The organism is Corynebacterium sp. LK28 (assembly GCF_014335105.1).
In the GTDB taxonomy this organism is placed as follows: domain Bacteria; phylum Actinomycetota; class Actinomycetes; order Mycobacteriales; family Mycobacteriaceae; genus Corynebacterium; species Corynebacterium macclintockiae.
Genome location: NZ_PDGZ01000014.1, coordinates 222,240 through 243,526 on the forward strand (window position 1 = coordinate 222,240; position 21,287 = coordinate 243,526).

The following is a 21,287-nucleotide window of genomic DNA, read 5'->3' on the forward strand; positions in this document are numbered from 1 at the left end:
GGGCAGACTGTGTTCTATGAGCACCACACAGCTAAGTACAGCCACCGCTGATGCCCGCGACGAGTTCCTCGACAACCTACGCCAGATGGCGACAGGCAGCTACCTGCGCGACGAGGATCGCGAGTTCTGGGAAGCCCCCTACCCGGAGTCCGCAGTAGACGAAGCACAGCAGATCGTCGACGGTATGCTGCAGGCCGCCCAGACCGTAGCAGCTGGCGACGAGGCGGAACTAAAGAAGATCGCCGCTACGCTCAACCTGCAGAACAGCGACGAGAGCGCGGACGAGCAGCCCAACGCCACCACCCTCGCCGTCACCGCGGTCGTCATCCAGCACGTCACGAAGCTCAAGGAGCTGTCCGCCCGTCACGAGGACGCACTGCTGGAAGACGAGGAAATCAAGGATCTGCTGGCACTGGTAGAAAAGCTGGCCGTGGACCTGGACGCCGACGAGATCTTCGTGGAGAACCAGGCCGAGGCCGTCTGCGAAGCCTAGCGCGGCGCCAGCATAATTCCCTGGTTGCAGGTGCCGATGAGGCCCTGTTCGTCGTAAATCCGGGTGACCGTCGTGCCGATGCCGTCGGTGCCGTAGTTCGCCTCGGCGGATAGGCCCAGCCACTCGCCTCGCATCTCGTGGTGCAGGTAGACCGTCGTATCGACGTTCATATACGTCCACTTGTCCGTGTCCAGCAGGTTGTTCAGGCCGTTGGCGATGTCCACGGTCTTCATCAGGCGCACCCAGTTGGAATCTTCCTTCCCCTCTACTGCGGAGAGGTCGGTGCGCGACCAGTAGATCGCCGGGTTGCGCTTCTCCGCGACCTCCAATTGGCGCTGTTCCAGGTGAGCCTTACGGGCGTCAATAGAGTCGATATAGCCGCTGGCCCAGCGTTCCAAGAAGTCCGTGCCGTCCTCCGCACCGACCGGCCCTGGCATGGGCTCGCCGACGGTGCGCTCGATATCCTGAGTATCTCCGCGGCGGATCCACCAGCCGGAACCGCGGACGAACTCGCGGCCGGATTCGTCGGTGACGACGGCCTCCAGGAAGCTGATGCGCTTGCCGGGGCGCACCACCCGCGCGTGGGTGCGCAGCTCGCTGAGAGGCACCGCCCCCAGAATCTCGACGGTCATGCGGCTGAAACGACCCTCTTCCAGCGACATGCCCGCGTCCCGGGCGCCGTCCTCCAACACCGTCGCAATCAGCGCGGCGGGCGGCGAACCGTGCTGGAATCCCGGCCCCCAAGGACTTTCGGTGTGCTGGGTCGGGTGGTAGTTGCGGTAGATGTGGCCGCCTTCTTCCGTGACCTTGCCGGGGATAAAGTACGCCGATTGCTCGTTCATTGCTTTCCTCTCCAAAATGTGGGCTACATCACTTACTACCACATACGCCCGGGGGCTGGTCGCGCGTTTGTCCTAAACTGAACGACATCATGAAAGCAATACTTTGGGACATGGACGGCACCCTGGTCGATACCGAACCACTGTGGGGGATCGCAACCTTCGAAATGGGTGAAAAGATGGGGCGCCCGCTGACCCCAGAGGTCCGCGAAAAGACCGTCGGCGCCACGACCCCCACGACCGTCGAGATCTGCGCGGCGCATGCGGGTTTGGATCTTGATGACGCCGCCAAGGCCGCATGGCTCGACTTCATGTACACGCGCGTAGGGGAGCTCCTTGCACGGGAGTTGGAATTCCGCCCCGGGATCAGGGAGATCCTGCACGAGGCCAAGGCCGCTGGGTTCCCCATGGCGCTGGTTACCAACACCAACCGCGCACTGACGGAGCTGTCCTTGGATTCCATCGGCCGGGAGTTCTTCGACTTCACGTTGTGTGGCGATGAGGTTCCCAATGGCAAGCCCGCCCCGGATATCTACGCCACTGCGGCAGCCCGCTTCGGCTTCGCACCCGACGACTGTCTGGTGGTGGAGGATTCCACGACCGGTATGACAGCTGCCCGCGACGCGGGCTGCCGCGTGCTGGGCGCGCCCACCGACCCGCACACCGCGATCCCCACCGGGGTGCAGACCCTGGCCGAGCTGCGCGGGGGAGCCCAAGATCTGGGTGGCTTCACACTGGAGGATCTGCGCCAGATCCACGTAGACCTGGGGCACACAGCACCGGCCAGTGTGCGATCTGCCACAATGGAAGACGTGAACGAACAAGAACTTAAGTCCTTCGAATCTCTCTTCGCCGAGCTGTCCTCCCGCGCCAAGGAGCGCCCGGAAGGTTCCGGCACGGTTAAGGCCTTGGATGCGGGCGTGCATTTCCAGGGCAAGAAGATTGTCGAAGAGGCCGGCGAGGTGTGGCTGGCCGCGGAGTACGAATCCGACGAGGAGCTCGCCGAGGAAATCTCCCAGCTTCTGTACTGGCTGCAGGTCGTCATGGTCGGCCGTGGCCTCACCCCCGAAGACGTTTACAAGTTCCTCTAAGCAAGAAAGGCAATCGTAAATCATGCTGCGCGTCGCAGTGCCCAACAAGGGCTCCCTGTCTGAGAAGGCCACGTCGATCCTCAAGGAGGCCGGCTACGCCACCCGTGGTGACTCGAAATCCCTGACGATTGCCGACGAGGACAACGGGGTGGAGTTCTACTTCCTGCGCCCCAAGGACATCGCGATCTACATTGCCTCCGGCCACCTGGATATCGGCATCACCGGGCGCGACCTGGCGGCGGATACCCGCGAAGAGGTCGACGAGTTGCTGCCGCTGGGCTTTGGTGCTTCCACGTTCCGCTACGCCGCCCCGCAGGACGAGGAGTGGACGGTGGAGCAGCTGGACGGCAAGCGCATCGCCACCAGCTACCCGAATCTGGTTCGCAAGGATCTTGCCGCCCGTGGCCTGGAGGCCCAGGTGATCCGTCTAGACGGCGCGGTGGAGATTTCCATCCGCCTGGGCGTGGCCGATGTCATCGCCGACGTCGTCTCCACCGGCCGTACTCTGCGGCAGCAGGGCCTGAAGCCCTTCGGCGAACCCTTGTGCGTCTCCGAGGCCGTCATCGTCGGCCGCAAGGACGCGGAGGTCACGGCGGAGCAGCGCGTGCTGATTAACCGCATCCAGGGCATCCTGCACGCACACAACTACGTGATGCTGGATTACAACATCGCGCGTGCCAACCTGGACAAGGTCACGGCCATCACGCCGGGGCTCTCCGCGCCCACCGTGTCCCCGCTGGCCAATAACAGCTGGGTTGCGGTTCGCGCCATGGTGCCAAAGACGCAGGCCAATTCGCTGATGGACGAGCTGTCCGCCCTCGGCGCAGAAGCGATTCTTGCTACCGATATACGCATTGCTCGCATCTAGTCACTAATTCGTTAGGGTGGGGTATACATTGCAACCCCTAAATACCCAAGGATGTTTTGTGACTGATCAACCCATTCCCTCAGCAGCAGCGGCAGAAGTTTATGGCGATAAGGTCGTCAACTCGACCGACATCATCACGTCAGCTGAAACACACTCCCAGCTGGCGCGCGCCGCGAAAAGCTTCCGCACCGAGGAAGACCTGTTGGGCACGATGGAGGTTCCGGACCATGCCTACTATGGCGTCCACACCCTCCGCGCCGTGGATAACTTCCAGGTCTCGCGCACAACCATCAACCAGATCCCGGAGTTCATCCGCGGAATGGTAATGGTCAAGAAGGCCACCGCCATCGCCAACAACGAGATCTTCGCGCTGCCGGATGAAAAGGCAGAAGCGATCATCTGGGCCTGCGACCAGGTGCTGGAAGAGCACCGGTGCATGGATCAGTTCCCGATCGACGTGTTCCAGGGTGGTGCGGGCACCAGTGTGAACATGAACACCAACGAGGTGATCGCCAACCTCGCACTGGAGTACCTGGGCCACCCGAAGGGCTCCTACGACATCATCAACCCCAACGATGACGTCAACATGTCCCAGTCCACCAACGACGCATACCCCACGGGCTTCCGCCTGGGTCTGCACTTCGCGATCGACCAGCTGATCAAGCACCTCGACGCGCTAGAGCGCGCCTTCCTGGCCAAGGGCCAGGAGTTCCGCAACATCCTGAAGATGGGCCGCACCCAACTACAGGACGCGGTTCCGATGTCCCTGGGCCAGGAGTTCCGCGCCTTCGGCTACAACATCGCCGAGGAGCGCCTGCAGCTCGAACGTTCCCAGGCACAGCTGCGCGAAATGAACCTGGGCGCCACCGCCATCGGTACGGGAGTGAACACGCCTCCCGGCTACCAGAACGCGGTCATCCGCGCCCTCAGCGATGTCAGTGGATTGAAGATCGAACCGGCCCGCGACCTCATCGAGGCCACCAGCGATACCGGCGCGTACGTCAACGCTCACGCGGCGGTGAAGCGTGTGGCAATGAAGCTGTCGAAGATCTGTAACGACCTGCGCCTGCTGTCCTCTGGCCCGCGCGCGGGTCTGAACGAGATCAACCTGCCGGAGCGCCAGGCGGGTTCGTCGATCATGCCTGCCAAGGTCAACCCCGTGATCCCCGAGGTCGTCAACCAGATCTGCTTTAAGGTCTTCGGCAACGACCAGACGGTCTCCATGGCAGCGGAGGCCGGCCAGCTGCAGCTCAACGTCATGGAGCCGGTCATCGCCCAGTGTGTGTTCGAATCCGTCCGCTTCCTGGCTCGTGCCTGCACCACGCTGCGCACCCTGTGCGTCGTGGACATCACTGCCAACGCCGATGTGTGCCGCAAGTATGTGGAGGATTCCATTGGCATCATCACCTACCTCAACCCGCTGATCGGTCACCACAACGGTGACCTGGTGGGTAAGGAGGCCGCCCGCACCGGCCGATCCGTCCGCGAACTCGTGCTGGAAAGGGGCCTGTTGGACGAGAAGACCCTCGACGAGGTCCTCAGCCCCGAGAACCTGCTGAACCCGAAGTTCCAGGGCAAGCTGTACACCGACTACAGCGAAGAGGAAACCTCCCAGGGATAAACCGGCGGGGTGCCACCGAAGGCAGGGCACAGATCCTGGAAGTGGCACCATCCGCATAGCTTCGTCGTGCGCGGCTGGAAGTTTCCGCTGCGCACATCCGCCTGAATGCGCCCCCATAGCTCGCCGAGCTCCCGCTCAAACGCGACTAGGTCGGCAGCGGTGGGGCTCAGCACCATATCGTCGCTGACCTTCAAGTACATCAACCGCAGCTGGGTCGGCAGCTCGCCGGTCATGCGCCACCACACCAGGGCGTAGAACATCATCTGGAAACGGGCCGAGTCGGCGAAGCGAGGGGCGGGTTTCTTTCCCGTCTTATAGTCCACCACGCGCACCTGCCCGGTCTCCGCTATGTCCACTCGGTCGATGAAGCCCCGCACCGGCACATCATTGGGCAGCGTTAGATTCACGAATTGTTCGCACTCGTGGGCGTCAAAACCCTCCGGATTTTCCATCTGGAAGTAGCCCTTCACCAGCTCCCGGGCTTCCTCCCAGAACGCCAGGGTAGATTCCTCCGGCACCAGCTCAGCCAGCTCCGCGTCCGTAGCCAGCATCTTTTCCCACTCCGGGCGGATCATCTTCACCGCCGCCGGGTAGGTGCGCTGCCCGCGCGGTAGCTTGTGTAGGTTCTCCAGCACCGCATGCACCAGCGTGCCTTTGACCTGAGCGACCGTCTTCGGCTCCTCCAATTTGTCGATGGCTCGAAAGCGGTACAGGAGCGGGCACTGCTTGTAGTCGTTGGCGCGGGAAGGGGACAGGGCTAGTTTCTTACTCACCCCGCCCAGCCTAGTAAAGTGGTGCAGATCCCTTAAAGCAGGAAGGAAGACCACATGGCATATTCCGGCCGTTTCACCGAAGGCGACCGCGTGCAGCTCACAGACGCCAAGCGCAGGCACTTCACCATCACCCTGGCCAAGGGCGAGAGCTTCTTTACCCACAAGGGCGAGATCCGCCACGACGGCATCATCGGCCAGCACGAAGGCACCGTGGTGAAGTCCTCCGGCGCGGGCGAATACCTGTGCTTCCGCCACCTGCTGGTCGACCACGTGTTGTCCATGCCCCGCGGCGCTGCGGTCATCTACCCGAAGGATGCCGCCCAAATCCTCGTGGAAGGCGATATCTTCCCCGGCGCCACCGTGCTGGAAGCCGGCGCCGGCTCCGGCGCAATGAGCACCTGGCTGCTGCGCGCCGTCGGCCCGACCGGCAAGGTCATCAGCTATGAAATCCGCGAAGATCACCTGGCCTACGCCAAGGACAACGTGGAGGACTACTTCGGCGGTCACCCCGACAACTGGGACCTGCGCCTCGGCGACCTGAAGACCGTCACCAAGGAGGACGTCGGGGAAGTCGACCGCGTACTGCTGGACATGCTAGAGCCCTGGGAGATGCTGAATACCGTCAAGGACGTGCTGATCCCGGGTGGCGTGTTCATGACCTACGTCGCCACCGTGCCGCAACTGATGAAGGTCATGGAAGGCATCCGCGAAACCGGTTGCTTCACCGAACCCAAGGCGTGGGAATCCCTCGTTCGCGAATGGAAGGTCGACGGCCTGGCCACCCGCCCCGAACACCGGATGAATGCGCACACGGCATTTCTGATCCTGGCGCGCAGGCTGGCTGATGGCGTCACCGCACCTCGACCGCAACGCCGCGCACGCCGTTAGTAGACTGGTCAGTATGACCGAGAACACAGCAGCGGAAGGACCGAAGACCCTACGCGAGTTGCAGATCGCAAACCGGCAACTCGGCGCGCGCAACGCGAAACTCGTGGAGCTGTTGCAGGCCAGCCGCGCGAAGCTGGAGGAGATCAACGGTCGTCTGGAAGCGCTCGCGGAACCGCCCAGCACCTACGGCACGTTGCTGCAGGCCAACCGGGATTTCACCGCGGAGGTATTTACGGCCGGCCGCCGGATGCGCCTGATGGTTTCTCCACATGTTCCGCAGCACGAACTCGTCCCCGGCGCGATGGTGCGCCTGGGGGAGGGGCAGCAGGTCGTGGAGGTCACCGGCCAGCCGGACTTCGGCGACATCGCGCAGGTCGTGGAGGTCACCGGGGATCGATTGATCATCGCCGACAAGGTGGGCGAGGAGTACGTAGTCAAGGCCGCCGCGGACCTGGTCGGCAACGTGGTCACCGGCGATTCCGTCATCGTGGACCGCAAGTCCGGATGGGCTTTCGAGGCCGTACCCCGCGCGGAAACGAACAACCTCATCCTGGAGGAAGTCCCGGACGTCACCTACGACGACATCGGTGGCCTGGGCCAGCAGATCACCCAGATCCGCGACGCGGTCGAGCTGCCCTTCCTGCACCCCGAGATCTACACGCGCTATGGCCTACGTCCGCCGAAGGGCGTGCTGCTCTACGGCCCGCCCGGCAACGGCAAGACCCTCATCGCGAAGGCTGTGGCGAACTCCCTGGCGCAGTCGGATTCCCCGTACTTCCTCAACATCAAGGGCCCCGAGCTGCTGAACAAGTTCGTGGGCGAGACCGAGCGCCAGATCCGCGCGATCTTCGAGCAGGCCCGCCGCGTGGCCAGCTCGGGCCGCCCTGTCATCGTCTTCTTCGACGAGATGGAGGCGCTGTTCCGCACCCGCGGCACGGGCGTCAGCTCCGACATGGAGTCGACGGTCGTCCCGCAGCTGCTCGCCGAGCTCGACGGTGTGGAGGCCGCAGGCAACGTCATTATCATCGGTGCTTCGAACCGCGAGGAGCTCATCGACCCGGCCATTCTGCGCCCCGGTCGCCTCGACGTTAAGATCCGCATTGCCCGGCCCGACGCGGCCGGTGCGGAGGCCATCTTGTCGAAGCACCTCGTTGCTTCTCTTCCTATTGACGCCGACTTTTCCGCCACCGCCGGTTCCAGCGACGCAGCAGCGGCGGCCCTGCGGCAGAGCATTGTCGACGAGCTCTTTGCCCGGGACGAGGCGCACCGTTACGTCACGCTCCACTATGCCGACGGCAGCCACGAGGACCTGTACTGGGCGGACTTCGTTTCCGGCGCGATGCTGGCGAACATCGTGGATCGGGCGAAGACTTTGGCCATCAAGGATGCGCTGCACAACGGCGCAAACGGTACAGACGGCCTGCGCCCGGATCACGTCTCCGCGGCGGTGCTTGCCGAGGTGGCGGATTCGGAAGACCTGCCGGATACCACCAATCCCGCGGAGTGGGCGCGCATCTACGGCCATGGCACGAAGCGCGTCGTGGACATCGACGTGCACAAGGTCTAGGAGGGAAGAATCTTGTTTGGCCCGCACATCATTGGCTCGGAGACGGAATACGGCATCGTCGCGGTGAACGACCCGGCTGCCAGCCCGATCCTCACCTCCACCCAGGCCGTCGTGGCTTATGCGGAGCACTCTGGCCAGGGGGTGAACCGTCGCACCCGGTGGGACTATGAGAACGAGTCTCCTCTGCGCGACATTCGCGGCTTCGACCTGCGCCGCTATCGCCGGGGGAGCGCACCGGTACTGGATCCGAACGCCCTCGGCGCGGCGAACGTCATCACGGCCAACGGGGCGCGTTTCTACGTCGACCACGCGCACCCGGAGTACTCCGCCCCGGAGACCACGACCGCCCGCGATGCGGTGGTGTGGGATCGGGCGGGGGACATCATCATGCACCGCGCAGCCGAGGCCGCCGAGCCGGAGCTGAAGATCTACAAGAACAACGTCGACGGCAAGGGCGCCAGCTACGGCGCGCACGAGAACTACCTGTACCCCCGGGACTTGAACGTTGAGGACGTGCAGGCCGCCCTAATTCCGCACTTCGTCACCCGCCAGGTTTTCTGCGGCGCTGGCCGCATCGGGTTGGGTCCAGCAGGCGAGCAACCAGGATTCCAGATTACCCAGCGCGCCGACTACATCGAGACCGATATCTCGCTGGAGACCACCCTGAACCGCGGCATCATCAACACCCGCGACGAACCCCACGCGGAGGCCGATAGGTGGCGCCGCCTGCACGTCATCATCGGCGATGCAAACCTCAGCGAGTTCTCCAACTACCTGAAGTTCGGCACCACCGCGCTGGTGCTGGCGGCTGTCGCCGCGGGCGCCTATTTCGGCGACCTGCGCCTGCTGGAACCGGTAGCGGACGTCCAGCGCGTCTCCCGCGACCTGGACTGCACCTACCGCCTGCGCTTCTACGGTCAGGTCGCGCGCACGGCGATCGAGACGCAGCGGGAGATCCGCAAGAGGGTCTGGGAGATCCTCGATCTGCGCGGCGACGACCTGGAGGTCTACGAGCTCTGGGGCGAGATCTTGGACGACCTAGAAGCCGACCCGCTGTCCACCGCCGATCGGCTGGACTGGACGGCCAAGTTGCAGCTGATCAACGCCTACCGCGCCCGCGGGCTGGAATGGACCGACCCGCGCCTGGCGTTGGTGGATCTGCAGTACTCGGACATCGACCCGCGTCGCGGGCTGTACCACGCTCTGGTGAACAAGGGCCGGATGCGCACCTTGGTCGACCCGGCGGAGGTAGCGGCAGCGGTGGACGCCCCACCACGGGCCACGCGCGCCTGGCTGCGCGGGCACTTGGTGGCGAACTACTCCGCCGACATCCTCTCGGCGAACTGGGATAACGTCATCGTCGATACCCCCGACGGTGCCGTGCGGATCACCATGGACGACCCCCGCGCGTTCAACCAACTGGAGCTGCGCGCGCTATTGGAATCGGGGTCTCGGCCCACCATTGCCGAGCTCGTGGCAGGCTTGAAGGACATCCACCCGGACAAGGTCTCCGGGATTGGCAGAAAGGAAGATTAACCAATGACTCAGGGCGGACAGATCAGCGCCGGCGGCGGTCGGCGCGACGACGACCAACCGCTGGATAAGACGACCGGCGCCGGCACCCAGCAGCTGAACGTCACCGGCACCGACGATCTGCTGGACGAGATTGACGGGCTGTTAGAAAACAACGCCGAGGAGTTCGTCCGCTCCTACGTGCAAAAGGGCGGGCAGTGACCTCCCCAGCTATCCGCCGCCGCATCATGGGGCTGGAGACGGAGTATGGCATCGCCAACATGCAGGATTCCTCCCGTCGCCTGGGACCCGACGAGATCGCCCGCAAGCTCTTCGCCCCCGTCGTGGAGGAGCACCGCAGTTCGAACATCTACACCGAGAACGCCTCGCGCCTCTACTTGGACGTCGGCGCCCACCCGGAGTTCGCCACCGCGGAATGCGATAGCCTACACCAGCTGATCGCCTATGATCGCTCCGGCGACCTGATGTTCCACGACCTGGCCGACCGCGCCGAGAAGGCCGTCGGCGGCAAGGTCTATCTGCTCAAGAACAACACGGACTCCCTCGGCAATTCCTATGGTTGCCACGAAAACTACCTGGTCAGCCGCGATATTCCTTTGAAGGGCCTCAGCAAGCAGTTACTGCCTTTCTTGGTCACCCGCCAGCTGATCTGCGGCGCGGGCAAGCTCGCCATCCCGTACCCCGGCGCGCCGAACGAGAACTTCGGCCCCGGCTACACCATGAGCCAGCGCGCCGACCACGTCTGGGAGGGCGTCTCCAGCGCCACGACCCGTTCGCGCCCCATCATCAACACCCGCGACGAGCCACACGCCGATTCCTCCCTGTACCGCCGCCTGCACGTCATCGTGGGCGATTCGAACATGTCGGAGGTCACCACAGCCCTGAAGGTCGGCTCCACTCTACTGGTGCTGGAGATGATCGAGGCCGGCGTTTCCCTGCCCGACTTCGAGATGGCCAACGAGATTCGCTCTATCCGCGAAATCTCCCGCGACTTCACCGGCCAGGTGGACATCGCTCTGCGCAGCGGGTCGACTGCCACGCCGTTGGAGGTGCAGCGCGCTTTTTACGACGCCGCCCGCGCCTACCTCGCCTCGCGTGAAGACACGGAGCAAGGCACCTCCAACGCGGAGTTAGCCCCCGTGGTGGATCTGTGGGGCCGCGTGTTGGACTGCTTCGACACGGGCGACTTCGCTCCGGTCTCCACGGAGATCGACTGGGTGATCAAGAAGTCCCTCCTGGATCGCATGGCCGCCGCCCGCGGCCTGGATCCCATCGATCCGCGTTTGGCACAGATCGACCTGATGTATCACGACATCCACCCGGAACGTGGTCTGTTCAACGTGCTGGCCCGGCGCGGGCTGGCCAAGACTCTGCTGGCGCCGGAGGTGATCGAGGAGGCCGTCCGTCAGGCCCCGCCGACCACCCGCGCGGCGGTGCGCGGCCGCTTCATCTCCGCGGTGCGTGCGCATCCCGAGCTCTCCTACACGGTGGATTGGATGCGGGTGAAGGTCAACGGCGAGAATGGGGCAGAGGCTCTGCTGGCCGATCCTTTCGCCAACTCCAACGAGGATGTCGACCGCATTATCTCCTCCCTGGAAGCCCGATGAACCGCAATCGCCCCGTCGAAACCCACTGGATGCCCGGCGCCACCCGGCTGTTTAACTTGGTGATCGCACTTCTCAACTCCGACGGTCCGCGCTCCGTCGAATGGGTGCTGGCCAATGTTGATGGCTATCAGCACGACAACGACGATTCCGCCCGCCGCCAGCTCAGCCGCGACCGCCGGGACCTCGCCGCGTTGGGCGTGCATATCGGCGGCACGGACGAACTGAGCCTCGACCCCGCCCAGACTTTCCTTCCCGACATCGAGTTCACCGATGCCGAGGCTGCCGTCATCGCAGCCGCCAGCCACTGGGCCCAGTCCAGCGGCATGCATCACGCCGCCCAGTCCGCGTATGCCAAGCTGGCCGCCGCCGGGATGCAGCACCGCATCTCCACCGGCGAGGTTGCCATTCCCGCCATCCCGGATCACACTGACCTGGATGGCGATTCCTTCGACGCTATCTTCCGTGCCCTCGATAACGGCCTGGTCTTGAGCTTCAACTACTATCCCTCGCTGGTCGATACACCCCAGGAGCGCCGCCTGGAGCCGTGGGCGTTCGGCGCCCAGGACGGCCTGACCTATGTCACGGGTTTCGACCCCGACCGCGCGGCCCAGCGCACCTTCCGCCTGGCGCGCATCGATTCCGTCGTAGCCCTCCCGGAGTTTTCCCAGCACCCCCGCCCGGAAAGCACCCCGCAGCAGCTCATCGCCCAGGGGTTGGCGCGCAGCCGCCAGATGGTCACGGCGACCGTGGAGTTCCCGGATGACGGCGCCTGGGAGCTGCGCCGCCTCACCGATGACAACGGCCAGATCGGCCCCGTGGAGCGCACGTGGTTTGTCCGCACCGCGGCCGCCTATGCACCCCATGTCATCGTTACCTCGCCGCCGGATCTCGTCGCCGATGTTGTTGCCGTTCTCAAGGAGGCTGTTAAATGACGCCCCTTCGTTCCAACGCCGAGCAGTTCCAGCGCACACTGTCGGTGGTCGCCTGGTTCCGCAATCACCCGGACAGCAGCCTGATGGAGGCTGGGCGCGCCCTTAACCTGTCGACCGCGCAGATCACCCGCGAGCTCGGTCAGGTCAGCATGTGCGGCCTTCCCGGCTATTTCCCGGGATCCCTGGTGGAGGTCACGGTCGACCGCATGCGCGCCACCGTGGAGTTCTCCGCCGGGTTGGATCGCCCAGTGGCGCTCACGCCGATGGAGGCCGGTGTACTGTTGCTGAACCTGGAGGCGTTGCGCTCCACGGCGCCGGCGGAGACACAGCAGACGATCGACACGGCCAGCGAGAAGATCCAGACGCTCCTGCGCGCGCGACGCGCCCATACCGAAACTTTTACCCCCGAGTTGGCCCCCTCGGAGGCGTCCTTCCTGGATCTGCGCCACAGCCTGGCTGAGGCCATCCGCACCCGCCGCCAAGTCAGCTTCAACTACCAATCCGTCTCCAGCGACACGTTCAGCCCCCGCACCGTAGACCCCGACCACGTGGGCCTGGTCGACGGGGAGTATTACCTGTGGGCGCGGGAAGGTGGCGTCACTAGAAAAACCTTTGCGCTGTCCCGCATCGACGGGCTTGACCTGGGCGAAGAAGGCACAGCCAGCCCGCTCGACGTACCCGAGATCGACCCGCAGGATCCCTTCGGGTTTGCGGGTAGCGACCGATGGGCTCGCATAGAGCTCGACGAGTCGCTGCGGTGGATGCTGGAGTACTTCCCTATGTGGGTGGTGGAGGACGAGTCACGCCTGGTCGTCGACGTGCCCGAAACCGGCCCGTGGCTTCTTAGGTTTTTACTCGGGTTTTCGCACGGAATTCGCGTGCTTGAACCGCTACCATTGTCCGAGAACTTAAAAGCCCTAGCGCGGCGCGGCCTCGAAGCATACGAGGCTCGCGGGCTAGGATAGAAAGACCGATTCCAACAACAGAAAGCTCGTGGAAAACAATGCCGAACCTTGGCGTTCCTGAACTAATTATCATCGCTCTGGTCATCTTCCTGCTGTTCGGAGCGACCCGCCTGCCCAACGCGGCACGTTCCCTGGGCCGTTCCATGCGCATCTTCAAATCCGAGATGGACGAGATGAAGACCGACGGCGACAAGAAAGAGCTGGCCGAGAAGAAGGCTCCGACCGCCGAGCAGCAGCAGGCACAGAACCTGGCCCAGCCGCAGGCTCAGCCGAAGACCGAGCAGCAGCCGAACGAGTAAGTGGCTAAGAAGCTAAAGAAGCCCGCCGATGGTTCGATGACCATCGTCGAGCACATCAATGAGCTGCGCAAGCGCGTATTCATTTCCCTGGTTGCCATTTTCATCGGCACGATCATCGGCTACATCTGGTACAACGTCGAGGTCGGCCCGATCGCTTCGCTGGGCGAGGTACTGCGCGGACCGTATTGCAACCTGCCGCCCGAGGCACGTTTCGGCTCTGAGGCGGGGGAGTGTCGCCTGCTGGCGACCAGCCCGTTCGAGATGTTTATGCTGCGCCTGAAGGTCGGTGCGCTGGCCGGCATGGTGTTTTCCTCACCCATCTGGCTGGGTCAGATCTGGGCTTATATCACCCCGGGTCTGCACAAGAATGAGAAGCGCTGGACCCTCGGCGTGGGCATTTCCGCCGGCGTGCTGTTCGCCGTTGGTGCAGTGCTGGCTTACTTCGTGCTGGCCTTCGGCCTGGAGTTCCTGCTGACGATCGGTGACGAGGCACAGATCGCCGCGCTGAACGGCGAGAAGTACTTCAGCTTCGCCATGGCGCTGCTGCTGATTTTCGGCGTGAGCTTCGAGGTGCCGCTGATCACCGTGCTGCTGAATCTGGCGCACGTGGTGAGTTACCAGCAGCTGAAGGAAAAGCGCCGCTTTATCTGGGCCTTCCTGTTCCTCTTCGCTGCGTTCGTCACGCCGGGTCAGGATCCGATCTCTATGGTCATCCTGGCGACCTCCCTGTGCGCGATGATGGAGATCGCCACGCAGATCGCTCGCCTCAACGACAAGCGCCGCAAGAACAACCAGGAGGACTGGCTGGAACTCGACGACGATGACAGTTCCGACATCGCCGCACCGCAGCCCATCCAGCCTGCCACCGCCACGCCCGCCCCGCAGTCCACTAGCGCGGCTCGCCCGATAGCCACGCCGAAACGTCAAGACCCCAAGGCTCAAGACTTCACTCACAGCGATTTCGATGACATCCTTTAGCCCCCAGGTAGAGCGCTTCTGCGCCCAGTACGACTTCCCGCTGGACGATTTCCAGGTCCAGGCGGCCGAAGCCATCGACAGGGAGCAGGGGGTCCTGGTGGCCGCCCCTACGGGCGCGGGCAAAACGATCGTCGGCGAGTTCGCCGTCTTCGCCGCCTTCCACGGCGACGGCACCTGCTTTTACACCACGCCGATCAAGGCCTTGAGCAACCAGAAGTTCCACGACCTGGTGGAGCGCTACGGCGAGGCCAACGTCGGTCTGCTCACCGGCGACGTCACCATCAACGGCGACGCACCCATCGTTGTGATGACCACCGAGGTCCTGCGCAACATGATCTACGCCGATTCCGAGCGGCTGGAGACTCTCACGCACGTCGTCATGGATGAGGTGCACTTCCTGGCCGATCGCTCCCGCGGCCCGGTCTGGGAGGAGGCCATCCTCAACCTCGACCCGCGCGTGATCCTCGTGTCCCTGTCCGCCACCGTCTCCAACGTCGAGGAGTTCGGCGGCTGGCTTTCCGCCGTCCGCGGCGATACCGAGATCATCGTCACCGAGAAGCGCCCCGTGCCGCTGACCCAGTTCATGATGGTCGGCCGCCAGATTCTGCCCCTTTTCGAAGGCTCGGAGCAGCACCTCGGCGCCATCAACCGCAAGGTCGTCGCCGCCGCTAAGGCCGAGGAAACCGGCAAGCGGCGCGGCCCGAAGCGCGGGGACGTGATCCAGCACATGGCCACCGCCGGCATGTTGCCTGCGATTTACTTTATCTTTTCGCGTGTTGGTTGTGACGCCGCCGTTCGCGCCCTCCTGGTCGATCGCGTGGACTACTCATCCCCAGCGGAGAAGGAAGAGATCCTGCGCACCATCGACGCAGGAGTGGCCGGCCTGACGGAGGAGGACCTGAACGTCCTCGGCTTCCGCCAGTGGCGCCGCGCAGTCTCCCGTGGCTTCGCCGCCCACCACGCCGGCATGCTGCCGGCCTTCCGCCACATCGTAGAGGACCTTTTCGCCCGCGGCCTTCTGAAGGTCTGCTTCGCCACGGAGACCCTGGCGCTGGGCATCAACATGCCCGCCCGCTCGGTGGTGCTGGAGAAGCTGGTGAAGTTCAACGGCGAGACCCACGCCGACCTGACCCCCGGCCAATACACCCAGCTCACGGGTCGCGCGGGCCGCCGCGGCATCGACACGAAGGGCAATGCGGTGGTGCTGTGGAGCCATGGGCTGGATCCTTATGGAGTCGCAGACCTGGCGTCGACAAGAACCTACCCTCTAGATTCCACCTTCCGTCCGGGGTACAACATGGCCGTGAACCTCATCGGCACGATGGGGCTGGATGAGGCACACCGCCTGCTGCTGCGCTCCTTTGCCCAGTATCAGACCAATGGCGCAGTGGTGGAGAGCGCCGAGCAGATAGAGAAGCGCCGCCGCGAACTTGCCCAGCAGGAAAAGCAGCTCAAAGCCGCGATCCGCAGCGTGCGCCGCCCGTCAAACAGCCTGAACGAGGACTTCCAGCTGGTCACCGAGTACGGCCAGCTGCGCCGCGAATTGTCACAGGAGGAGCGCCGTGCCAAACGCATGGTCGTCGACGAGGCGGCGACGGAGACCACCTCACTGTTGCAGTCTCTGCAGGCCGGCGACGTGATCGCCCTGCCCACCGGCAAGAATCCCACGACGGCTGTCATCGTCCGCTCCGACCACCGCGGCCGCCCGACGATCATCACCGATGACGGCTGGGTGGAGCGGGTGAACCCCGACATGTTCGGCAACACCCCGGTGCACATCGGCCACATGCGCCTGCACAAGGGCGTGGCGCGCAACCCGAAGCGCCAGGCCAGGGGAGTGGCCGCCAACCTGCGGCGCCTGCAGCTGGATAAGCCAAAGAAGCTCAAGCCCCGGGCGCGCCGCCGTTCCCTGCACGCACTCGAGCTGCGCGAACGGGTCCACGCCCACCCGGTGCACGCCTGGGAAGGCCGCGAGGAACTGTGCCGCGCCGCCGAGCAGTACCTCAAGGCCGGCCGCCGCCTGGAGTTCGAACAGAAGGAGCATCCACAGGAGTCCGATTCCCTGTCCGCCCAGTTCAACCGTATCCTCGCGCTGCTGGCGGAGCTGGACTATGTGGAGCTCGGCGACAACACCGCCCGCATCACCCTGGAGGGCGAGCGCCTGTCCAGGATCCACCACGAATCCGACCTGCTGGTCGCCCAGTGCCTGCGCCGCGGAATCTGGGACGACCTGGATCCGGCGGAGCTCGCGGCCGTGGCCAGCACCTGTGTCTTCGAGAACCGTCGCGATTCCGGTGCCAAGGACGATGGCGTGCCGACCGAGCCCCTGGCCACCGCCATCAGCCAGACCTGGCGGATCTACCAGGAGCTTTCCACCGACGAGCAGCGCCACAACCTCACCGTCACGCGCGAACCGGAGCTGGGCTTCGCCACCGCAGTGCACCAGTGGACCGCCGGTGCCCCGCTGGAATACTGCCTGCGCGCGGCCGAGGCGAGCGGCGCCACCCTGACCCCCGGCGATTTCGTGCGCTGGTGCCGCCGCGTGATCGACCTGCTGGATCAGATCAAGCTGACCGGTTATTCCAATGAAGTGAAGGCGGCCTCCCGCAAGGCAGTCGCCGCTATGAGACGAGGAGTTGTAGCCCTCGATGGCTAGGAAAATCGCAATCTTCGGCGCGACCAGCGAGATCGGCGGCGAGATCGCCCGGCGCCTCGCCCCTGGCAATCATCTGGTGCTCGCGGGCCGACGCACGACGGATCTCGCCGAGGAGCTGACCCGCCTCGGCGCCACGCAGGTCGATTCCTTCTTTTTTGACGCCACCGACGTGGATTCCCACGCCGATCTCATCGCGGAGATTGAGGCCACCGGCCCGCTGGACGTCGCACTGGCGATGTTCGGCGTGCTGGGCGACCAGGAACTCGCGGAGCGCGATTCTGCCGAGGTCTACCGCATCCTGCACACGGACTTCACCGCCCAGGCGGTCCTGCTGACGGAGCTGTCCCAGGTGATGAAGTCCCGCGGCAGGGGAGTGCTGGTGGCCTATTCCTCCATCGCCGGCGCTCGCGTGCGCCGGCCGAACTATGTGTATGGTTCCGCGAAGGCCGGCCTGGATGGCTTCTGCCAGGGCATGCAGGACGCTTTGCAGGGCACCGGCGTGCGCCTGGTGATCGTGCGCCCGGGGTTTGTCATTGGCCGTATGACCCGCGGCATGGATCCGGCGCCGTTGTCCACCACGCCGGACGTGGTCGCTGAGGCTACGGTTCGCGCCATAAACGACGACAGCGCGGAATCCGTGTGGATCCCGCGCTCCCTTAAGCTACTTGCCGCCGCCATGCAGGTGGTCCCGCGCTGGCTGTGGCGGCGTGCGCCACGCTAGACGTGGAAGATGTTGTAGAAGATCGTCCGCAGCACGCCGAAAGCGACGGAAATGCCGGTGGCAGCGGCGATACCGATAGCTACCTTGGCGAAGGGGTTCAGGTTTTCCCACCACTCATCGGATTCCTTGGTGCTGGAGCCCTCGGTGGTAGTGCTGGAGCCCTCGGCACCGGAACTCTGAGTAGTCGTTTCCGCAACCGCCGGAGTGACGGTGGCCAGAGCCATGGTGGGGGCCAGTACAGCGGCGATGATAGAGCGACGTAGACGCATCGAGGTTCTCCCTAAAAGTATCGTTTTTCGAGTTGCGCAGGAACGATTCTTCCCACACCTTCGTTATCGTTATGTAAGCACGATTCCGTTACGAAGATCGCGATTTCATAACAAATTTTCAGACAGAGACTATAGGAGCTTCCAAGTCTTATGCAATTTCTCCCCGCCGTATACCTCGTAGTGGAGGTCATCGCCTTCATCCTGCTTGGCCAGTGGATCGGCTGGCTCTGGGCATTGCTGCTGCTCCTAGGCCTGTTTGTCCTGGGCATTGCTGTTGCCACATGGCAGATGCGTGAGCTCACCGTCCGCGCTCTGCAGCATAACGACCAACCGGGGAAGCTGTCGGCCGATATGGCGCTCTCCATGGTTGGCGCGGTGGGCGTCGCCGTTCCCGGTATCGTCTCGAGCTTCCTGGGCCTGCTTTTCCTGATCCCCCCGACGCGCACCGTGATCCGCAAGATGCTCGGCCAGGCGGCGCGCCGTTCACTGGAAAGCTTCGGCGTCACGACGTATTCGCGAGTTAACCGGATCCAGGATTCGAATGGGTGGGGCGACGTCATCGACCACCGTGCGGGCGAAAACGAATGATCCTCAGGCTCCTCGTCGCTGTATTCAGCGGCGTGATGATCTTCGCTTCCTTCGAGCCGACTGGTCTGTGGTGGGCAGCGCCGCTGGGGTTTGCGCTGCTGTTCTACTTCGTCGACCACCGGCGCGCGATGCTAATGGCATGGGCGCAGGGAGCCACGATCTATGCCCTGTTGCTGCCCTGGGTGGGGGAGTTCGTCGGCGCGGCTGCGTGGATCGCCCTCGCTCTTGTCCAGTCCCTGTATAGCCTGCTGTTCGGGTGGGGTCTGAAGCATTTAGTACGACGCCCCCTCCCAGCCCAGATCCTCGGCATCCCAGCCTGGTTCGTCGCGGTCGAGTGGCTGCGTTCTTCCTTCCCCTTCGGGGGTTTTCCGTGGGGACGCATCGCGTGGGGCCAGGCCAGCGGCCCGCTGAGTTGGCTTATCCGCCTCGGCGGCCCGGCGGTGGTCACCTTCGCCGTGGTGCTGATCGGCGTGCTGCTGGCCTTGACTGTCCGCAAGCAACGGATGCCGGCATTCACCCTGGCTGGGGTAGTGGCCGTGGTGGGCGCCTATGTGCTGCTGATTCCCGGAACCAACGCAGAGCGCAGCGTCGATGTCGTCGCCGTGCAGGGCAACGTGCCGCGCCTGGGCTTGGATTTCAACGCTCAGCGCCGCGCTGTGCTGGATAATCACGTGCGCCACACCGAGAAGCTGGACTCGCACCCGGACATCGTCATCTGGCCGGAGAATTCCGCGGACGTCAATCCTTTCACCGACCGCGCCGCCCGCCAGGAAATCGAGCGTGCGCAGAGTTCCATCGGTGCCCCGATCCTGGTCGGTACCGTCAGCCCGCAGCACAACACGATGGTGGTGTGGGACGGCAACGGGCCGGGGGAGAGCCACGTCAAGCGCTTCCTACAGCCCTTCGGCGAATACATGCCCTTCCGCAGTTTCCTGCGCAACTTCAGCGAGTACGTCGACCGCGCCGGTAACTTCCAGCCCGGGGACGATAATGGCGTGGTGCACATGAACGGCATCCCCGTTGGCGTGGCTACCTGCTACGAGGTCAGCTTCGACGGGGCTTTCCGCATGGCTGTACAGGGTGGCGCGCAGATCCTGACGAGTCCGACGAATAACGCGACCTTCGGGTTCACGGACATGACCTACCAGCAGCTTGCAATGTCGCGAATGCGCGCACAGGAGTACGATCGTGCGGTGGTGGTTGCCGCTACCTCGGGTGTCTCGGCGATTGTCTCGCCGGATGGGAAGGTTCAGCAGCGCAGCGATATCTTTACTTCTGACGCCCTCGAGGCCGAGTTGCCTCTAAACGATACAATGACCCTGTCAGCTCTCGTCGGCCCATGGGTGGAAAGGATCCTAGCTATCCTGGGTCTGCTGTCTGTGATTTTCACTTTTAGGAAAGGTAAGAAAGCTTTTCATGAATAAGCTGAGCGATAAAACGCTGGTCATCATCCCGACCTACAACGAAAGGGAGAACCTTCCCCTGATCATCGGTCGGCTACTGAAGGCCGAGCCCGAGCGTGTGGACGTGCTCGTTGTCGATGATTCCAGCCCGGACGGCACCGGTGAGCTGGCCGACGAGATGGCCGCTGAGAACCCGAAGATCCACGTGATGCACCGCGGCGGCAAGGGGGGCCTGGGTGGCGCTTACATCGCAGGCTTCCACTGGGGCCTGGAGCGCGACTACGAGATTCTGTGTGAGATGGATGCCGATGGTTCTCACGCTCCCGAGCAGCTGTACCTGCTGCTGGATCGCATCGATTCCGGCGCGGAGATGGTGCTGGGCTCCCGCTACGTGAAGGGCGGCAAGACCGTGAACTGGCCGCTGAGCCGCCAGGTGCTTTCCCGGGGCGGCAACGTGTACGCCTCCATGGCTCTGGGCGCTGGCCTGTCCGATATCACCGGTGGCTACCGCGCTTACCGCCGCGATGTTCTGGAGGGCATCGACCTGGATGCCGTTGATTCCGCCGGCTATGTCTTCCAGGTGGATCTGGCGTGGCGCGCTGTCGAGGCCGGCTTCGACGTGCGCGAGGTTCCGATCACCTTCACCGAGCGCGAGATCGGCGATTCGAAGATGAGCGGCAACATCGTCTCCGAGGCTCTGGTTCAGGTGACGAAGTGGGGTGCGGCGCACCGCTTTAACCAGGTGAAGTACCTGGCGCAGGAGTCCTGGCGTATCGGCGCCGGCACCGTTAGCCGCTACTTCTGAGCGGCTTCCTGCTCCTTCATGAGCTTCACCGCGGTGCGACGGCGCTTGCGAAGAAGCTCGATGCGCTCCTCGAGCAGCTCGTCGAGCTCCTCCAGGCTGCGGCGCTCACGCAGCATGTCCCAATGAGTGCGCGGGGGCTTCACCGGCTTGGATTCCTGGCCTTCGCCTTCTACAAGCGTGCCTAGCTGGCCGTTCTTGCACATCCACTCCTGTGGAATCTCCGCATCGTCGGCGAAGGGGACCTCGTAGATCTCCCCGTCCTCGGTACGGTACTTCACCATCTGGCGGGGAGCCAGATCGTGATCGCGATCCGTCTCATAAGAAACGGCACCCATGCGACTTCCGCGCAGCACGCGATCGGCCATAAGAATCATCACTCCTCATAGTGTTT

General features: G+C 64.0%; 22 protein-coding genes. 18 read left to right on the plus strand and 4 right to left on the minus strand.

Going from position 1 to position 21,287, the window contains the following annotated elements; genetic code table 11:
- Positions 1-16: 16 nt before the first annotated feature.
- Positions 17-493, plus strand: a complete 477-nt coding sequence (locus tag CRD15_RS09155; protein ID WP_034981934.1) for a hypothetical protein — start codon at positions 17-19, stop codon at positions 491-493.
- Here the strand turns inward: CRD15_RS09155 and CRD15_RS09160 are convergent.
- Positions 490-1,335, minus strand: coding sequence for a thioesterase family protein (locus tag CRD15_RS09160; RefSeq protein WP_034993947.1), 846 nt, complete (start codon positions 1,333-1,335; stop codon positions 490-492). The genes CRD15_RS09155 and CRD15_RS09160 overlap by 4 nt on opposite strands.
- Positions 1,336-1,424: 89 nt before the next feature.
- Between CRD15_RS09160 and CRD15_RS09165 the strand changes: the two genes are divergently transcribed.
- Genes CRD15_RS09165 through aspA form a run of 3 tightly spaced genes read left to right on the plus strand, consistent with a single transcriptional unit; the run spans position 1,425 to position 4,912 of the window.
- Entirely contained in the window at positions 1,425-2,423 is a 999-nt protein-coding gene (locus CRD15_RS09165; protein WP_187402376.1) for a phosphoribosyl-ATP diphosphatase, read from the plus strand.
- Positions 2,424-2,445: 22 nt separating this feature from the next.
- Positions 2,446-3,291 carry an ATP phosphoribosyltransferase gene (gene hisG / locus CRD15_RS09170; RefSeq protein WP_034967828.1) on the plus strand — a complete coding sequence of 282 codons (846 nt, stop codon included), beginning with the start codon at positions 2,446-2,448 and terminating at the stop codon, positions 3,289-3,291.
- A gap of 58 nt (positions 3,292-3,349) precedes the next feature.
- Positions 3,350-4,912 carry an aspartate ammonia-lyase gene (aspA, locus tag CRD15_RS09175; protein WP_080716688.1) on the plus strand — a complete coding sequence of 521 codons (1,563 nt, stop codon included), beginning with the start codon at positions 3,350-3,352 and terminating at the stop codon, positions 4,910-4,912.
- Here the strand turns inward: aspA and CRD15_RS09180 are convergent.
- Entirely contained in the window at positions 4,882-5,685 is an 804-nt protein-coding gene (locus tag CRD15_RS09180) for a RecB family exonuclease (RefSeq protein ID WP_034967826.1), read from the minus strand. The two genes, aspA and CRD15_RS09180, sit on opposite strands and share 31 nt — an antisense overlap.
- Positions 5,686-5,739: 54 nt before the next feature.
- Here CRD15_RS09180 and CRD15_RS09185 point away from each other — a divergent pair, with 54 nt between their 5' ends.
- Genes CRD15_RS09185 through CRD15_RS09235 form a run of 11 tightly spaced genes read left to right on the plus strand, consistent with a single transcriptional unit; the run spans position 5,740 to position 17,831 of the window.
- On the plus strand, positions 5,740-6,573 hold the full coding sequence (locus CRD15_RS09185; protein ID WP_034981931.1) for a tRNA (adenine-N1)-methyltransferase: 834 nt from the start codon (positions 5,740-5,742) through the stop codon (positions 6,571-6,573).
- Positions 6,574-6,586: 13 nt separating this feature from the next.
- Complete coding sequence (gene arc / locus CRD15_RS09190) at positions 6,587-8,140, plus strand: proteasome ATPase (protein ID WP_034981929.1); 1,554 nt, start codon at positions 6,587-6,589, stop codon at positions 8,138-8,140.
- Positions 8,141-8,152: 12 nt separating this feature from the next.
- Positions 8,153-9,676, plus strand: a complete 1,524-nt coding sequence (gene dop / locus CRD15_RS09195; RefSeq protein WP_187402377.1) for a depupylase/deamidase Dop — start codon at positions 8,153-8,155, stop codon at positions 9,674-9,676.
- 3 nt (positions 9,677-9,679) lie between these two features.
- On the plus strand, positions 9,680-9,874 hold the full coding sequence (locus tag CRD15_RS09200; protein ID WP_034981926.1) for a ubiquitin-like protein Pup: 195 nt from the start codon (positions 9,680-9,682) through the stop codon (positions 9,872-9,874).
- Positions 9,875-9,900: 26 nt separating this feature from the next.
- A complete protein-coding gene (gene pafA, locus CRD15_RS09205; RefSeq protein ID WP_034976654.1) occupies positions 9,901-11,280 on the plus strand; it encodes a Pup--protein ligase in 1,380 nt (459 codons plus the stop codon).
- Entirely contained in the window at positions 11,277-12,212 is a 936-nt protein-coding gene (locus CRD15_RS09210; protein WP_034967809.1) for a YafY family protein, read from the plus strand. Before pafA ends, CRD15_RS09210 begins: the two co-directional genes overlap by 4 nt.
- Positions 12,209-13,177: a WYL domain-containing protein gene (locus tag CRD15_RS09215; RefSeq protein WP_034967805.1), complete on the plus strand. Its 969-nt coding sequence runs from the start codon at positions 12,209-12,211 to the stop codon at positions 13,175-13,177. The genes CRD15_RS09210 and CRD15_RS09215 overlap by 4 nt, the downstream gene beginning before the upstream one ends.
- A gap of 38 nt (positions 13,178-13,215) precedes the next feature.
- Positions 13,216-13,476 (plus strand): Sec-independent protein translocase subunit TatA, encoded by a 261-nt coding sequence (gene tatA / locus CRD15_RS09220; protein WP_034967801.1) that lies wholly within the window; start codon positions 13,216-13,218, stop codon positions 13,474-13,476.
- The gene (gene tatC, locus CRD15_RS09225) at positions 13,477-14,454 is read left to right on the plus strand and encodes a twin-arginine translocase subunit TatC (RefSeq protein ID WP_034967798.1); all 978 of its coding nucleotides are present in this window, start codon (positions 13,477-13,479) and stop codon (positions 14,452-14,454) included. It begins immediately after the preceding gene.
- The gene (locus CRD15_RS09230; RefSeq protein WP_187402378.1) at positions 14,441-17,110 is read left to right on the plus strand and encodes an RNA helicase; all 2,670 of its coding nucleotides are present in this window, start codon (positions 14,441-14,443) and stop codon (positions 17,108-17,110) included. The genes tatC and CRD15_RS09230 overlap by 14 nt, the downstream gene beginning before the upstream one ends.
- Positions 17,103-17,831, plus strand: coding sequence for an SDR family NAD(P)-dependent oxidoreductase (locus CRD15_RS09235; protein ID WP_187402379.1), 729 nt, complete (start codon positions 17,103-17,105; stop codon positions 17,829-17,831). The genes CRD15_RS09230 and CRD15_RS09235 overlap by 8 nt, the downstream gene beginning before the upstream one ends.
- On the opposite strand, the gene CRD15_RS09240 is transcribed toward CRD15_RS09235, so the two are convergent.
- Positions 17,828-18,100, minus strand: coding sequence for a hypothetical protein (locus tag CRD15_RS09240; protein ID WP_187402380.1), 273 nt, complete (start codon positions 18,098-18,100; stop codon positions 17,828-17,830). The two genes, CRD15_RS09235 and CRD15_RS09240, sit on opposite strands and share 4 nt — an antisense overlap.
- 150 nt (positions 18,101-18,250) lie before the next feature.
- On the opposite strand from CRD15_RS09240, the gene CRD15_RS09245 reads away from it, so the two are divergent.
- From CRD15_RS09245 to CRD15_RS09255, 3 genes are read left to right on the plus strand one after another with little or no spacing between them, the layout of a single operon-like run.
- The gene (locus tag CRD15_RS09245; protein ID WP_034967784.1) at positions 18,251-18,688 is read left to right on the plus strand and encodes an FxsA family protein; all 438 of its coding nucleotides are present in this window, start codon (positions 18,251-18,253) and stop codon (positions 18,686-18,688) included.
- Entirely contained in the window at positions 18,685-20,112 is a 1,428-nt protein-coding gene (gene lnt, locus CRD15_RS09250) for an apolipoprotein N-acyltransferase (protein ID WP_187402381.1), read from the plus strand. Before CRD15_RS09245 ends, lnt begins: the two co-directional genes overlap by 4 nt.
- Complete coding sequence (locus tag CRD15_RS09255) at positions 20,105-20,896, plus strand: polyprenol monophosphomannose synthase (RefSeq protein WP_034967779.1); 792 nt, start codon at positions 20,105-20,107, stop codon at positions 20,894-20,896. The genes lnt and CRD15_RS09255 overlap by 8 nt, the downstream gene beginning before the upstream one ends.
- Here CRD15_RS09255 and CRD15_RS09260 read toward each other — a convergent pair.
- Entirely contained in the window at positions 20,887-21,261 is a 375-nt protein-coding gene (locus CRD15_RS09260) for an RNA polymerase-binding protein RbpA (protein WP_034967776.1), read from the minus strand. The two genes, CRD15_RS09255 and CRD15_RS09260, sit on opposite strands and share 10 nt — an antisense overlap.
- Positions 21,262-21,287: the final 26 nt, after the last annotated feature.

Coding starts and splice junctions, on each gene's coding strand:
- CRD15_RS09260 (WP_034967776.1), bottom strand. CDS start 21,261: ATGGCCGATCGCGTGCTGCGCGGAAGTCGCATGGGTGCCGTTTCTTAT.
- arc (WP_034981929.1), top strand. CDS start 6,587: ATGACCGAGAACACAGCAGCGGAAGGACCGAAGACCCTACGCGAGTTG.
- CRD15_RS09165 (WP_187402376.1), top strand. CDS start 1,425: ATGAAAGCAATACTTTGGGACATGGACGGCACCCTGGTCGATACCGAA.
- CRD15_RS09245 (WP_034967784.1), top strand. CDS start 18,251: ATGCAATTTCTCCCCGCCGTATACCTCGTAGTGGAGGTCATCGCCTTC.
- CRD15_RS09200 (WP_034981926.1), top strand. CDS start 9,680: ATGACTCAGGGCGGACAGATCAGCGCCGGCGGCGGTCGGCGCGACGAC.
- CRD15_RS09215 (WP_034967805.1), top strand. CDS start 12,209: ATGACGCCCCTTCGTTCCAACGCCGAGCAGTTCCAGCGCACACTGTCG.
- CRD15_RS09240 (WP_187402380.1), bottom strand. CDS start 18,100: ATGCGTCTACGTCGCTCTATCATCGCCGCTGTACTGGCCCCCACCATG.
- CRD15_RS09230 (WP_187402378.1), top strand. CDS start 14,441: ATGACATCCTTTAGCCCCCAGGTAGAGCGCTTCTGCGCCCAGTACGAC.
- pafA (WP_034976654.1), top strand. CDS start 9,901: ATGGGGCTGGAGACGGAGTATGGCATCGCCAACATGCAGGATTCCTCC.
- CRD15_RS09235 (WP_187402379.1), top strand. CDS start 17,103: ATGGCTAGGAAAATCGCAATCTTCGGCGCGACCAGCGAGATCGGCGGC.
- lnt (WP_187402381.1), top strand. CDS start 18,685: ATGATCCTCAGGCTCCTCGTCGCTGTATTCAGCGGCGTGATGATCTTC.
- CRD15_RS09155 (WP_034981934.1), top strand. CDS start 17: ATGAGCACCACACAGCTAAGTACAGCCACCGCTGATGCCCGCGACGAG.
- CRD15_RS09255 (WP_034967779.1), top strand. CDS start 20,105: ATGAATAAGCTGAGCGATAAAACGCTGGTCATCATCCCGACCTACAAC.
- CRD15_RS09210 (WP_034967809.1), top strand. CDS start 11,277: ATGAACCGCAATCGCCCCGTCGAAACCCACTGGATGCCCGGCGCCACC.
- tatA (WP_034967801.1), top strand. CDS start 13,216: ATGCCGAACCTTGGCGTTCCTGAACTAATTATCATCGCTCTGGTCATC.
- CRD15_RS09160 (WP_034993947.1), bottom strand. CDS start 1,335: ATGAACGAGCAATCGGCGTACTTTATCCCCGGCAAGGTCACGGAAGAA.
- hisG (WP_034967828.1), top strand. CDS start 2,446: ATGCTGCGCGTCGCAGTGCCCAACAAGGGCTCCCTGTCTGAGAAGGCC.
- CRD15_RS09185 (WP_034981931.1), top strand. CDS start 5,740: ATGGCATATTCCGGCCGTTTCACCGAAGGCGACCGCGTGCAGCTCACA.